The organism is Pontibacter sp. MBLB2868, assembly GCF_051904785.1.
In the GTDB taxonomy this organism is placed as follows: domain Bacteria; phylum Bacteroidota; class Bacteroidia; order Cytophagales; family Hymenobacteraceae; genus Pontibacter.
This window is the reverse complement of the sequence record NZ_CP196710.1, coordinates 1,731,389-1,745,506: the sequence shown is the minus strand read 5'-3', so window position 1 is coordinate 1,745,506 and position 14,118 is coordinate 1,731,389. Positions and strand designations below refer to the sequence as shown.

Below are 14,118 nucleotides of genomic sequence, written 5' to 3'. Positions count from 1 at the left end.
CTCTTCAATCCAATTTCAAAAATAAGAGTATTTTTCTCAATTAGCTATAACAGCTGCGTCAAGTTTATAGAGGATAAGTGGGCCTTGCCGGAATACCTGGTGCTTATTTTTGTATAATTTGTTTATCATTTCAGTGCTTATCTGCTCTGTAAATGGAGTTTGTGTATTGATGCGCTCATTAACAATTAAATACACTTCAGCCTTTGCTGGGGTATTTTTAAGGGAGGCATAAGAAGTATAATAAGCAAAGTTGATGTGCTTATGCTGTATAAAATGGGAATAGTATGAAGCAGCCTTTTTTAAATAGCCCGGTGAAAGCAGAAGTACCTCTTTCTGACCTGCATGTTTATCCAGGAATGAAATCACCTCTTGATGCGCCTCATAATGGAGTACCTGCGGTTTCGCAATAAAGTATAAAGGCCTGATAAGGAAGCAAACAGCAAAAACAACTATTGCTAAGCGGTGCACACTCTTGTTCAGGTAAACAAGGTAAAAAAACTGTATCAGGAAGAAGCCAGCCAGCAGTATGTAAGGAATAGCCGATTTATCATGCAGATACAATGCAGCAGCAATAAAGAGCAGAAGGTACAAAAGTGTATACCTGGCCTGTCGAATTTTTCCCGGCAAACCAATCGCCGCAGCGATGGCTAACGGCGGAATGAGCAGGTTAAACATACGCCCATCCAATGAAATAGGGTTATAACCGGTATAGGAAGTGCTTGCAAACCATAAAGATGCAAGGCCTGTCAAGAAAAGAATCATCCAATAGCGCCTGGTTTCATGGTGCGCCCCTGATTCTTCGTTACCACTGCCAAAAAGAAATACGAATGGTATAAATGTGCCTGTGGAGATCATGACACTGATGGGTTCCCAGAGAAGCCGCTTTAAATACGAATGGCTTGGAGCAGTCAGGTAATTGTCGTATACATAGTTAGCCTCTTCTATATCAAGAAACCGTTGAAAGGCATTACCAGTGCTTATGTAGTAATAAGTCAGGTATAAAATGCCTAACAGAATAACTGAAAACCAGGTGGCAAACCAAAACTGAATCCTTTTGTCTTTCTTCTTCAGGACATCATAACAGGTTACCATTACCAGGAAAGGCAGGTAAAATGCAGCCGTTTCTTTAGCCATAAATGCCCATAAGAGGAGAAGTGCTGTGGCAAATCCTTTTAAGTAAAGATAAGAAATGCTTTGCCTCGCATGGAATACGATCAGGGCTGCGCTGAAGGAGAAAAATGTAACAATATTATCTGGGTACAGGATGTTGCTGAAGTACAGGAAGTAAAAATTAAGCCCCAGGAACAGCATAGCATACCAACGCTCCTCCTTCATTTTTTGTGGCATGCCGTAGTTTACCAGTAAAACTGTAGCAAGGGTACACCATAACGGCCATAAGGTATAGGTGATTTTGTTGATGCCAAAGAATGCATACAATATTGCTGTTGGCCCATATACCGTTGGCCGATGTATGAATGTATGCCCAAGTAATGTGCTGAGGTCGAAAGCGTTTTCAGCCAACAAAGATGCGTAATGGCTGTAACTTAGATCATCTGCATAATATATACCCTCATGCGACAAAGTATAGTATAAAACTATAAATAGTAACAAGAGGGTGATAGGCAACCAATTGTAGTTGTGCTTGTCCGGTATCATCAGATGGTTTTAGTACCTGCAAATATCTCCAATTTTTTAATTGCAGCTAAAAGTTTATATTTGGTAAAGAGACAAGATCCATGGACGATTTTAAGATCATACTTTATATTTTGGCCGCTGTCGCCTATTTCCTGTTCACACAGTGGCGAAAAGCATTTAAAACCCCGGATGAAGATGAGCTACCCGCGCCACGCAACCAAAAAGGAGCCACGGATTACCCCAGCAAGCCTTCAACTTCATTTGAGGATATACTGCGCGAGTTGCAACCAAAAGCGGAAAAGGGTAGAGCTATAGTAGAAGCAGCCAAAGAAAAGGTGCAGGAGAATATCCCGCCTCTTGCTCCTGTAATGCCAGCCGAGATAAAGTATAAGAGTTACGAAGATAAAGCGCCAAGAGCTCTTTCCTGGGAAAAAACAGCAGAGGCACTGGAAGCGGCTAAACGATCAGGTAAACGAAATAAACCCGTATTTGAGGCGTATGAGAAGGAGGTGAGGCTACAGCGTACAAGCCATTATGCAAAATTGCTCCGTAACCCCACAACCGTTCGTGATGCAATCATATTGACTGAAATATTAAACCGCAAGTATAATTAGCGCTGTAAACTATCCACCTTTTCTGATAGAAAAATCTGCTGTTAAGCCGCATTACATAAAGTGCACCATGGCATAAGTAAGTATGTTGGCTCCCATACGTAAAGCCTGTTGCCTGATAGGCTCAGGATCATTGTAAATTTCCTGATCTTCCCAACCATTGCCTAGGTCAGTCTCATAGGTATAAAAACACACCAGGCGCCCTTTATGAATGATACCAAATCCCTGGGGCGGTTTATTATCATGCTCATGTACCTTGGGTAGCCCATTATAGAAATCATACTTCTGGTGGTAGATTGGGTGGTCGAAAGGCAGTTCCACAAACTCGTATTCGGGAAACACTTTTTTCATCTCATTCCTGATATACTTATCCAGCCCGTAATTATCATCAATGTGAAGAAACCCGCCGCTTAGCAGGTAGTTACGCAAGTTCTGAGCCTCAGCATCTGTAAAAACAACGTTTCCATGCCCCGTCATATGCACAAAAGGATAACTGAATAGTTCCGGGCTACCAACCTCCACCACCGCCTCGTCGGGGGCAATGTTCATGTTCAGGTTTTGATTGCAGAACCGGATCAGGTTAGGTAAAGACGTTTTATTCGCATACCAGTCACCACCGCCATTATACTTTAGCTTAGCTATTTTGAAGCTGTAATTCTGTGCCATACTTGCCGGCACAAACATAATGAACAGGAGCAGGGTGAACAGGTAATGTTTCATTTTCAGATTATGTAGGAATTATTTAAAGCTGCTGACTTTACTTATAACGGGGCAAACACATCGTGCAGTACATTTAACGTATGGCAGGCCACCAGTGCCGCCGTTTCGGTTCGTAGTCGGCTTTGGCCTAAAGTAACCGGCCTTATACCCTCTGCATACGCAGCCTTGATCTCTGCCGGCGAAAAATCTCCCTCCGGACCGATCATGATGCAGTGCGGCTGTCCGAAGCTGTAATAATCTTTCAAGCTTTTAGTAGCATCATCTTCCAGGTGTGCAATAAAAGTTGAATCGCTAAAGGCCTTTTGTACAAAACGATGGAAGGGTGTCAGGTCGTTCATCAGGGGCATATAGCCTTTCTGTGATTGTTTCATGGCACTGACGGCTATTTTTTCAAGTCGGTCAAGGCGCAGGTTCTTTCTTTCTGAATGCTCACAGAGCAGGAATGTGATTTCGCTGACACCTATTTCAACCGCTTTTTCTACGAACCACTCCATGCGATCCATATTCTTTGTAGGAGCAACGGCAATGTGGGATACATAAGGAAGTTTGCCGTATTCTATCTGCTTGTCAATTACTTGCAGCTGGCATTTCTTCTGATGCGCATCCTGAATAACAGCAGTATACATCCCGCCAATGCCATCCACAAGGTATACAGTATCACCTTGTTGTAACCGAAGCACACGGGTACAATGCTTAGACTCTTCTTCGTTTAGCGTATAAATTTCACCGGATATGTCAGGGGTATAGAATAAGTGCACTTTTATGGTTTTTGTTTTAAGGTTTTTCTGGTCAGTATGCCTGTTACTTACTTATACGAAAGTAAAATGAGCGAGCAGCCTGGGTTTTAATGAAAAAGCCCCTCTAACTAAATAGAGAGGCTTTTATTTTATAAAAATGAAATGTTAAGCTGTTACTTCTACATTAGGAGCGCCAGCTAAGATTTCTTCATTTGCGAAAGCTGAATATTTCTGGAAATTCTTAACAAACTTTGATCCTAAGTCTGCTGCTTTTGCATCATACTCGGCCTTGTCTGACCAGGTGTTACGCGGATTCAGAATGTTGTCAGGAACATTAGGACAGCTATTAGGCATCTCCACACCAAAGATAGGATGCTTCGTATATGTTACATTGTTCAGTTCCCCGTTCAAAGCTGCTGTGATCATTGCACGCGTATATGGCAGTTTCATACGTGAACCCACACCATAAGGGCCGCCAGTCCAACCTGTATTTACAAGCCATACATTTACATGACTTTCCTCCATTTTCTTGCCCAGCATTTCAGCATACTTGGTTGGATGTAGCGGAAGGAATGCAGCACCGAAACAAGCAGAGAAAGTTGTTTGCGGTTCAGTTACACCCACTTCAGTACCTGCAACTTTTGCAGTATACCCTGAAATGAAATGATACATAGCCTGGCTGGTGTTCAGTTTGGATATTGGAGGCAATACGCCAAACGCATCTGCGGTAAGGAAGAAAATATTCTTAGGAATATCTGCTCTGGATGGTTCAATCGCATTATCGATGTGGTAGATCGGGTAAGCAGTACGTGTATTCTCCGTTACTGACTTATTGGTGTAATCTACTGTGCGGGTGCCTTCATAAAAGCGTGTATTCTCAACAATAGCACCGAACTTGATAGCATCCCAGATCTGTGGTTCTTTTTCGTGGGTAAGGTCAATAACTTTGGCATAGCAACCGCCTTCAAAGTTAAAAACACTGTCTTTAGCCCAACCATGCTCATCGTCGCCAATCAGGCCGCGCTCAGGGTCAGCGGAAAGAGTTGTTTTACCAGTACCGGATAAACCAAAGAAGATGGCTGTGTCACCGTCTTTACCAACGTTGGCAGAGCAGTGCATTGAGAGTGTCTGGCGCTCCTGTGGCAGGATATAATTCAAGACACCGAAAATACCTTTTTTCATTTCACCGGCATACCCTGTACCACCGATAAGGATCATGTTTTTGGTGAAGTTGATAATAGCAAAATTTTCCTGTCTAGTACCATCAACAGCAGGATCAGCCTTAAACTCTGGCGCACAAATAATGGTAAATTCTGGCTGATGGTCTTTCAGTTCTTCCGGAGTTAAACGCAGGAACATGTCGTTGCAGAAGAGGTTCTGCCATGCTTGTGTGTTAACTACACGCAGATTCAGACGATAGTCAGGATGAGCGCCTGCATAAGCATCACGCACGTAAAGTTTGCGATCTTTCAGGAAATCAGTCATTTTCTCCTGTAACTGATCAAACTTCTCCGGATCAAATGCGATGTTTATATCACCCCACCAAACAGTATCAGCTGTTTTCTCATCCTTTACAACAAAACGATCTTTAGGTGAACGACCGGTAAAACTTCCTGTATCGCACATCAGCGCACCTGTATTAGTCAGAACGCCTTCACCATTTTTAATGGCTTCTTCCACCAGTTCTGCAGGAGTAAGGTTCCATAGAACCTCTTTAGCCTCCTTAATGCCGATAGACTCAAGTCCTACTGCATTTGATTTATGTCCGGTTTCTTTCATTGAAATACTTTGTGTTTTATTATATGAACAGTATTATTCGGTTACGTGGTACAAAAATATAAAAAAAATATATCAAAATATCCTGTTTTGCAAATATTGCACAGACTTGCTGCAACAAAACAGGAGATGCGTTAATTATTTGCCATACTGCATTTAAACTGATATATTTACTTTCTTTGAACGCTCAGTTTAGATAAAAAGCTGTTTGCTGTTGTGAAAGATTTTGCTCCATGGAGCTACTTTTGGATGCATCTAATCGATGAGCACTGATGCTGTATTAACGTACAGTTTGTAGTTGGTAAGTAACATGAGTTGTGTTTAATTTTTAAAATCACTTTCATCAGATTGGAACTGCGATAAACAAGTGTGCCAAGCACCTTCTTTTGCAGTATACTTCGCAATCTTCCACCTAATATGCTTCTGCAGGTGTCTACGTAGACAAAGAAGCATTGTTTTTTGATTTTTGTTGCTGTTTAAGAGGTTTTTGTAATTTTTTCGCAGATTTCAGTTCAGAACATTATTTAGGGCTGCACTGCCAAATGTTTGTCACTGTTCCGCCAGAATTATATATTTACATTCCACTTAGGCTGTTTTTAAACTAATAACAAACCTTTTAATCTTTTTTATGTCTTACAAAGAACGCCCGGTAACTGATCTAGTCAGTAAACATAATGTACCATATGGTACAGAGAAAGAAGGGGCTAAGTTGTCACACCCAAAGGCGCTGTACATGCTTTTCTTCACAGAAATGTGGGAACGCTTCAGCTACTACGGTATGAGAGCCCTGCTAACTCTTTATCTAATCTCTGAGATCTCAAAAGGAGGATTAGGTTGGAATTCAGCCGATGCAGGTCAGCTTTATGGCCTCTACACAGGCTTAGTATATGTAACACCGCTTTTAGGTGGTTATTTAGCTGATAAATACCTTGGATTCAGGTCTGCAGTACTTATCGGTGGTTCCCTGATGGCACTGGGCCATGCTTCCCTTGCTATAGAGTCAATGCCGTTCTTCTATGCAGGCCTTGGGCTTCTTATTCTGGGTAACGGACTATTTAAGCCAAATATTTCTTCAATGGTTGGGCAGCTTTACCCTGAAGGAAGTAAATTAAAAGACTCTGCTTATACTATATTCTACATGGGTATTAACCTGGGAGCCTTCCTGGGATCTTTGATATGTGGATGGTTAGGCGAAACTGTTGGCTGGCATTATGGATTCGGAGCAGCTGGTATAGGTATGTGCTTAGGCCTTGTTCAGTTCTACCTTGGCAGACGCAAGCTTGGCAAGATTGGTCTTAAGCCTGAAAAAGTAGACAAGTCTGTAGCTCAGAAACCAAAAGAGCCGCTTACTAAAGTTGAGCGTGATCGTTTAACTGTTATTTTCACACTTTCTTTCTTCTCTATCCTTTTCTGGTTAGCCTTTGAGCAGGCAGGTTCTTCCATGAACATCTTTGCTTATAAGTACACAGACAGAACGATTGACTTCCTGAACTTTGAAGTACCAGCAACCTGGTTCCAGTCTGTCAATGCCTTCTTTATCTTTACGCTTGCACCTGTGTTCTCTATGCTATGGGTAAAGCTGTCGAAGCGTAATATTGATCCGGATGGCCCATATAAGTTTGCTATTGGCTTACTGTTACTTTCTCTTGGATTTGCAGTACTTGTTTTCGGTTCGCTTTCTATTCCTAAAGGTGCCGAGACAGCAGGAGTTAGCATGTTATGGTTAGTATTTGCTTACCTATTGCACACGATGGGCGAGCTTTGCTTATCTCCGGTAGGTCTTTCATTCGTGAATAAACTTTCACCGATCAGATTGGTGGGTGTAATGTTCGGGGTTTGGTTCTTCGCTTCCGCTATTGGTAACTATATTGGCGGTGCGCTTGCAGGTATGATCGATGAAATGGCACAGACGCAGTCAATGTCTACCTTCTTCATGATATTTGTAGGTATTGCAGCAGCAGCAGCTTTCATACTTTTCTTACTATCCAAGCGATTAGTAAAACTGATGCATGGCATCCATTAATAGTAGTAACTAATATAAATTTTAAAGGCTCCTGCTAGAAATAGCAGGAGCCTTTTTTTGTATTTATTTTTAAACTTTTTTAAAATGATAAAATGTTCTACCACAACATTTGTCAGAATCAAACACTCTTTTCTATTACTTAAATTGCCCTTATTCTGATTCTATACTTTTAGCCATGTTACCAGCCTCATTTAAAAAATTGTACAAGATCTCTTTGATCATTTTATTTATACCCCTCGTATTTTTTTCTTGTGATATAATTAAAGCGGTTGACGACCTTGTAGTTCCTGACCAGGGTAGTAGTGGTCATTATATTATCATGAAAGGTGAGCACTCTTGTAATAACGGACTGAAGAGCGTCAGTACCAAGATTATGCGTTTTGAAGTTACGTTTGATAGCTCAGCAGTTTACCAGACGCTGGACCCCAGGAACCAGGGAGACATAAATAAGCTCTACGGCTTGTCTGACTGTAACTCACTACATCATACTAACAGTGCACGCTTTGGCTGGAGATGGTTTAATAACAGATTGGAAATACTGGCCTATACTTATACAAACCAACAGCGTTCTTACCAGTTTATTTCAGCTCTGCAAGTTGGGAAACCTACTATCTGTGAGCTCAGGTTTGAAGAGAATCAATATGTATTTCTGGTAAACGAGGTTAAAGTGATAATGCCCAGGTTCTGTACTGGCCCCGGAGAAGGGTACCTGTTGTACCCATACTTCGGAGGCGATGAAGTTGCCCCACATGAAATACATATTACGGTTAAAGAGTTACTTTAGCCCTGGTAACTAGCATTAAAAAAAAGAACCCGGACCAACAAAGGCCCGGGTTCTTTTATAGTATATGGAAAGATGATTACATCATGCCGCCCATACCACCCATTCCTGGAGGCATAGATGGAGCACCACCTTTTTCATCTTCTGGCTCTTCAGATACTACACATTCAGTTGTAAGTAAAAGACCAGCAATCGAAGCAGCGTTCTCAAGTGCAAGACGCGTTACTTTAGTTGGGTCGATGATACCTGCAGCAAACATGTTCTCATACTTATCGTCACGAGCATTGTAACCAAAGTCACTTTTGCCTTCACGAACTGCCTGAACAACTACTGAGCCTTCACCACCTGCGTTAGATACGATCGTTCTAAGAGGCGCCTCAAGTGCTGTCTTGATGATCTGAACACCTGTCTGCTCATCTGCATTGTATACATCAACGTTGTCAAGGGCAGCAATAGCACGGATAAGGGCAACGCCACCACCTGCTACAATACCTTCTTCAACGGCTGCACGCGTAGCGTGAAGTGCATCATCAACGCGATCTTTCTTCTCTTTCATCTCAACTTCTGTAGAAGCACCGATGTAAAGGATGGCCACACCACCTGAAAGCTTCGCTAAACGCTCCTGCAGTTTCTCTTTATCATAGTCAGATGTAGTTGTTTCCATCTGCGCTTTGATCTGGTTAACGCGAGCTACGATATCATCTTTCTGACCAGCGCCATTAACAAGCGTTGTATTGTCTTTGTCTATGATAACCTTCTCTGCCTGGCCAAGATACTCCAGTGTTGCGTTCTCTAACTTATAGCCACGCTCTTCAGAGATAACAGTACCTCCTGTCAGGATAGCGATATCCTCCAGCATAGCTTTTCTTCTGTCGCCGAAGCCCGGAGCTTTAACAGCAGCAATTTTAAGCGAGCCACGCAGCTTGTTTACTACCAGGGTAGCAAGTGCTTCCCCGTCAACATCTTCAGCAACGATGATAAGGCCTTTACCTGTCTGAACTACTTGCTCCAATACAGGAAGCAATTCTTTCATGGTAGAAACTTTCTTGTCGTAGATCAGGATATAAGGGTTGTCAAACTCAGCTTCCATTTTCTCCGCGTTTGTAACGAAGTATGGAGAAAGGTAACCACGGTCAAACTGCATACCTTCTACAGTTTTTACCTCAGTTTCTGTACCTTTTGCTTCCTCAACAGTGATTACACCGTCTTTACCTACTTTATCCATTGCATCAGCGATCATTTTGCCGATTTCAGGATCGTTGTTGGCAGAGATAGTACCTACCTGAGAGATCTCGGAAGAGTTCTCGATTTTTTTAGACTGTGAACGCAGGTTCTTAACTACCACGTCTACCGCTTTGTCGATACCACGCTTCAGGTCCATTGGGTTAGCACCGGCAGCAACGTTCTTGATACCAGCTGTGTAAATCGCCTGAGCGAGTACAGTAGCAGTAGTAGTACCGTCACCGGCCTGGTCAGCAGTTTTAGAAGCAACTTCTTTTACTAACTGAGCACCCATGTTTTCGATCGCGTCTTTCAGCTCTATTTCTTTCGCTACTGAAACGCCATCCTTAGTAATTGTTGGAGCACCGAATTTTTTATCGATGATCACGTTGCGGCCCTTCGGACCTAAGGTAACTTTAACAGCATTTGCCAGTTTGTCAACGCCAGCCTTTATTTTGGTGCGAGCGTCGGCATCAAATGTGATGTTTTTAGCCATAGTTATATCTATTAGATAATTGAATGAATTGGTTTGAATTAAAGGACTGCCAGAATATCAGATTCGCGCATGATCAGGTAATCGTTGCCTTCTACAGATATCTCTGTTCCTGCATACTTGCCATATAACACCTGGTCACCTACTTTAACCTGTGGTTTCATCAGAGAGCCTTGCTCAGATACTTTACCTTCGCCAACGGCTACTACCTCGCCACGCTGTGGCTTCTCTTTAGCAGTGTCAGGAATGATGATACCAGACTTTGTTTTTTCTTCTGCTGCAGCAGGAGCTACAATTACTCTGTCTGCTAATGGTTTAATGCTGATTGACATAGTTGTTATGTTATTAAGTTTAACGGTTGATATTTTAGCTTATAACCTCATGGGTACTATCACTTCCTGTGCCAAGGCTGATTTCCTGCCATTCTAAGTCATTTTTTCAGCATTAAACGCTAAAGCACCTGACAAGTTTGACATATTTGGCTGACAGACGGGAACTTTTTAGGAAAGAACCTGACAGCCACGTTCAGATTCCCTTAAAACAGAGAAGCCGACCCCATAAGGCCGGCTTCTTTGTTTATGTTTAGTACTTGCTTACTAATTTGCTGTGTCTATCATGGCAGGTATCTCTGCAGCACCAGGTATAGCAGCCGTTGTGTCAGCAGTTGTTCCTGGTAAAGTAGAAGGAGCAGCAGGCAGGTTAGACTGACGGGCACGCTCTTCGTTGATCGTTCTTTCAAGAGCACCACCATTGTTGGCTGAATTTCCCATCATGTGTGTGCCAAGTGTAAGAACTACCAGTGCTATAGCAAAGCCCCAAGTAAGTTTCTCCAGCAGATCTCCTGTGCGCTTAACGCCCATAAGTTGGCTGGTGCTACCACCGAACTGGCTTGAAAGTCCGCCTCCTTTAGGATTTTGAGCCAACACAACCAAAATAAGCAGCACGCAAATGAAAACAATAATACTGATAAGGGCGATGTACATATTAGCTTAAGGTTTGTAATTTTTCTATCTGTTCGGCAAAGTAACTCTTTTTTTCCGGATTTTTCAAAATGAGTTGCTCATATATTTTCAAAGCTTTCTTCACCTTGCCTTGTTTAAGGAAGATGGAAGCCAGGTTTTCAGAGGCCATTCCTTTCTTGATCTTCGTACTCTTTAATGAAAGGTCTTCCTGCGGCTCCGGCTTTAATTTGATGTTATTCATTGTTTTAAGCCGTGGATTTAGCTTAAGGAACTGATCAATTATTTCCAATTGACAGCTTATATCGTTCTGGGCAGCCGGAACAGCTTTTTCCAGCTCATGCGTTTTACTGTACTCTAAAATTAACTCCGGATGGAAACTGGCAGAAGGCCGGGTATAATCATTTTTTAGCTCCAGTGATTCGCCCATTCTGCTCGAAGCCATCCAATAGCCAAGCGCATCAGCAACTAATATGCGGTCAATTTCATGAAAGCTATAGTTCACCGGCGCCTCGGCAGGTTCAAAAGTATCCTCGGTTTGGGGTTCTTCCTCTGTCAAACTTAAAGAAACCGGCTCCTCAGACCCGTCTTCATTAGTGTGCGACTCAGCTTCGGTATCCGTTGAACTGCTATCTGTTTCTTCTGCTGGAGTAGTTTCAGATACAGCCTCAGCTGCGTCTTCTAATCTTTCTGCCAGTAAATCTGTGAAAGAAGAACTAAGGCTGTTGATGGTCAAAAGCATCGCAAGTTCCGAATCAACGTTCTCTGCTTCTGAATCAATGTTCTCTGCTTCTTCGGAAATAGGCGGCAGCTCGTTGTCAGCTAACGTAGCCTTGGGAGCTGCTAGCTCATCGGTTACTTTATGCTGGTCAGTACTATTCGCAGCAATTGCTTGTTCCTCTTCTGTTTCTTCTGTAAAATCCAGCTCATCACTGTCTACAATCTCACCTAATATATAATCCTCATAAACAGGCGCTTGAGCTGTGTTGTCATCAAGTGCAGGTTTAACATGAGAGGCTTCAGAATGTGCTTGTTCTTCTGTTGCTACCTGTGTGTCAAAAACAGGTTCTGCCACAGAAGATGTATAGATGATTCGTTTGAGCAGTTGACGGTCAGTGGCATAGGACGATGCTTTGCGCAGGCGTTGCGACGAAAGCATACTTCCTTTGTCATAAGCTGACTTGGCAAGTAGAAGATGGGCTGTCTGGCAATACGGGAAAGTAGCGGCTACCTTTTCCAGCTCCTCTGTTTGCTGGTCCGAGATATCCGATACCTGTTTTATCAGTTTAAGAAAAGCTGATTTATTCATTAGGTCTAGTAATCGTTCTGCTGGGGGTTATAACTACCAGTCGGCTACTGTTTTATTGAACACATCCGTTACAAGTCGCTCTGTAAGCTGCTCTATGGCAGCAGGAGAGATCTGTGTAACATCCACATCCTGCTGAAAATCCTGAGAAATGCTAAACAGCTGATCAAAGTTCTTTTCAGGATTTTTTGTGTTGTTATAGCGTACCTGTATACCTAGCGTTAATCTGTTCAGTCCCGCTATATCTTGTACACCTTCTCTTTGTATCGCAGCGGGTGTATAGGTAAAGCTAACGATCTGCCCCTCTAATTGCAAGTCCCCGTCGCGTTGCGCGATATTTAAATTTGTGTTACGACGGTAAAAGTTCTTGAAGTTATTGGTAACAATGTTTGTAAGGTTTGCAGGACCTTCCCCGGTTGGGTTTTCAAAGTTCTGGATCGAAATGGTCTTCACGTCAGGCGGAAGAGTAGAACCTGACAGGGAGTAGATACCACACCCGCCACACGCTAACAGAAGCAAGGGTAGTACCAGGGCAAGTACCTTATAATTAATCTTCAATGTCATACTGCTTTAATTTGCGGTAAAGTGTTCTTTCTGATATTCCCAGATCCTGAGCGGCATATTTCCGCTTGTTATTATGCTTTTTAAGCGCTTTCAGGATCAGCTCCTTTTCTTTGTCTTCTAAAGATAAGCTTTCTTCTTCTGTCTCGTGCGAAATATCTTCTACCTTTTGATCTTCATAATCCTGCATCTGCGCCTGCTTTACTGGCAGGTAAAAGTTATCTGCGTGTTTGTGCTCCTGTTGCTGGAAAGTTGTACGCCCGTTAACAGTTTCTATATTGTCAAACAAGTGGCCATGTTCCTTTATAAGGTCCTGATCATTAGGCTGATGGGTCATGATGTCGAACACCAGCTTTTTAAGCTCAGAAACATCCCGGCGCATATCAAAAAGTACTTTATACAGGATATCTCTTTCTGAGAAAGGCTGATCTGTGGAAGTCTCTTTATTAAACAGGGCTGGCAAACTGCTGCCTTGCTCACCAGGAAGGTAATGCTTTAGCTTTTGCGCATCAATTTCGCGGTTATACTCCAGAACCGAGATCTGCTCTACAATATTTTTAAGCTGACGGATGTTGCCTGGAAAACGATAGGAGATCAGCACCTGAATTGCATCCGGGGTGAGCGTGATCGGTTTAACTTTATACTTCTCCGAAAAATCAGCTGCAAACTTGCGGAATAGTAAGTAGATATCATCCCCGCGTTCCCGTAATGAGGGCACAGTGATAGGCACCGTATTCAAGCGATAATAGAGATCTTCCCGAAACTTGCCTTTTTCCACGGCATTCATCAGGTTCACATTGGTAGCAGCTACTACACGCACATCTGTTTTCTGAACCTTTGAAGATCCTACCTTAATGAATTCACCGTTTTCCAGCACGCGAAGCAATCTTGCCTGTGTTCCGAGCGGCATTTCACCGATCTCATCCAGAAAAATAGTGCCTCCGTCTGTTACCTCAAAATAACCCTTTCTTGTTTCTGAGGCACCAGTGAAAGATCCTTTTTCGTGTCCGAATAACTCCGAGTCTATTGTTCCTTCCGGTATCGCTCCACAGTTGATAGCAATAAACTGGCCGTGCTTTCTCGGGCTTAACTGGTGAATGATCTTGGAAAAGGATTCTTTACCACTGCCGCTTTCACCAGTAATGAGCACCGTCATCTCGGTGGGGGCAACCTGTGCGGCAACCTGAATAGCATGATTCAGTAAGGGTGAGTTACCAATAATGCCAAAACGTTGCTTTATACTTTGTATATCAATATTGCGCATGATTTTCAGTTTTGAAGATCAGGTAGACCGA

General features: G+C 42.7%; 13 protein-coding genes. 3 read left to right on the top strand and 10 right to left on the bottom strand.

Annotated elements, in window-relative coordinates; genetic code table 11:
- Nucleotides 1-36: 36 nt before the first annotated feature.
- Nucleotides 37-1,656: an ArnT family glycosyltransferase gene (locus tag ACSX1A_RS07475; RefSeq protein WP_439882998.1), complete on the bottom strand. Its 1,620-nt coding sequence runs from the start codon at nucleotides 1,654-1,656 to the stop codon at nucleotides 37-39.
- An 80-nt stretch (nucleotides 1,657-1,736) separates the two neighbouring features.
- Between ACSX1A_RS07475 and ACSX1A_RS07470 the strand changes: the two genes are divergently transcribed.
- Nucleotides 1,737-2,249: a hypothetical protein gene (locus ACSX1A_RS07470; protein ID WP_439882997.1), complete on the top strand. Its 513-nt coding sequence runs from the start codon at nucleotides 1,737-1,739 to the stop codon at nucleotides 2,247-2,249.
- Nucleotides 2,250-2,300: 51 nt separating this feature from the next.
- Here the strand turns inward: ACSX1A_RS07470 and ACSX1A_RS07465 are convergent, their stop codons facing one another.
- From ACSX1A_RS07465 to pckA, 3 genes are all read right to left on the bottom strand, one after another.
- The gene (locus ACSX1A_RS07465) at nucleotides 2,301-2,966 is read right to left on the bottom strand and encodes a DUF4159 domain-containing protein (RefSeq protein ID WP_439882996.1); all 666 of its coding nucleotides are present in this window, start codon (nucleotides 2,964-2,966) and stop codon (nucleotides 2,301-2,303) included.
- Between the two features lie 41 nt (nucleotides 2,967-3,007).
- The gene (locus tag ACSX1A_RS07460) at nucleotides 3,008-3,724 is read right to left on the bottom strand and encodes a 16S rRNA (uracil(1498)-N(3))-methyltransferase (protein WP_439882995.1); all 717 of its coding nucleotides are present in this window, start codon (nucleotides 3,722-3,724) and stop codon (nucleotides 3,008-3,010) included.
- 144 nt (nucleotides 3,725-3,868) lie between these two features.
- A complete protein-coding gene (gene pckA, locus ACSX1A_RS07455) occupies nucleotides 3,869-5,482 on the bottom strand; it encodes a phosphoenolpyruvate carboxykinase (ATP) (RefSeq protein ID WP_439882994.1) in 1,614 nt (537 codons plus the stop codon).
- A gap of 625 nt (nucleotides 5,483-6,107) precedes the next feature.
- On the opposite strand from pckA, the gene ACSX1A_RS07450 reads away from it, so the two are divergent.
- Both ACSX1A_RS07450 and ACSX1A_RS07445 read left to right on the top strand, forming a co-directional pair.
- Nucleotides 6,108-7,502, top strand: a complete 1,395-nt coding sequence (locus ACSX1A_RS07450; protein WP_439882993.1) for a peptide MFS transporter — start codon at nucleotides 6,108-6,110, stop codon at nucleotides 7,500-7,502.
- Between the two features lie 175 nt (nucleotides 7,503-7,677).
- On the top strand, nucleotides 7,678-8,286 hold the full coding sequence (locus tag ACSX1A_RS07445; protein ID WP_439882992.1) for a hypothetical protein: 609 nt from the start codon (nucleotides 7,678-7,680) through the stop codon (nucleotides 8,284-8,286).
- A 76-nt stretch (nucleotides 8,287-8,362) separates the two neighbouring features.
- Here the strand turns inward: ACSX1A_RS07445 and groL are convergent, their stop codons facing one another.
- The 6 genes from groL to ACSX1A_RS07415 form a co-directional block, all read right to left on the bottom strand.
- Complete coding sequence (gene groL / locus ACSX1A_RS07440) at nucleotides 8,363-10,000, bottom strand: chaperonin GroEL (protein WP_439882991.1); 1,638 nt, start codon at nucleotides 9,998-10,000, stop codon at nucleotides 8,363-8,365.
- A gap of 38 nt (nucleotides 10,001-10,038) precedes the next feature.
- Nucleotides 10,039-10,329 carry a co-chaperone GroES gene (gene groES / locus ACSX1A_RS07435; RefSeq protein WP_439882990.1) on the bottom strand — a complete coding sequence of 97 codons (291 nt, stop codon included), beginning with the start codon at nucleotides 10,327-10,329 and terminating at the stop codon, nucleotides 10,039-10,041.
- A gap of 264 nt (nucleotides 10,330-10,593) precedes the next feature.
- Nucleotides 10,594-10,980: a preprotein translocase subunit SecG gene (gene secG, locus ACSX1A_RS07430; protein WP_439882989.1), complete on the bottom strand. Its 387-nt coding sequence runs from the start codon at nucleotides 10,978-10,980 to the stop codon at nucleotides 10,594-10,596.
- A 1-nt stretch (nucleotide 10,981) separates the two neighbouring features.
- A complete protein-coding gene (locus ACSX1A_RS07425) occupies nucleotides 10,982-12,265 on the bottom strand; it encodes a hypothetical protein (protein WP_439882988.1) in 1,284 nt (427 codons plus the stop codon).
- 33 nt (nucleotides 12,266-12,298) lie between these two features.
- Nucleotides 12,299-12,826 carry an LptE family protein gene (locus ACSX1A_RS07420; RefSeq protein WP_439882987.1) on the bottom strand — a complete coding sequence of 176 codons (528 nt, stop codon included), beginning with the start codon at nucleotides 12,824-12,826 and terminating at the stop codon, nucleotides 12,299-12,301.
- Nucleotides 12,810-14,087 (bottom strand): sigma-54 interaction domain-containing protein, encoded by a 1,278-nt coding sequence (locus ACSX1A_RS07415; RefSeq protein WP_439882986.1) that lies wholly within the window; start codon nucleotides 14,085-14,087, stop codon nucleotides 12,810-12,812. Before ACSX1A_RS07415 ends, ACSX1A_RS07420 begins: the two co-directional genes overlap by 17 nt.
- Nucleotides 14,088-14,118 lie beyond the last annotated feature (31 nt).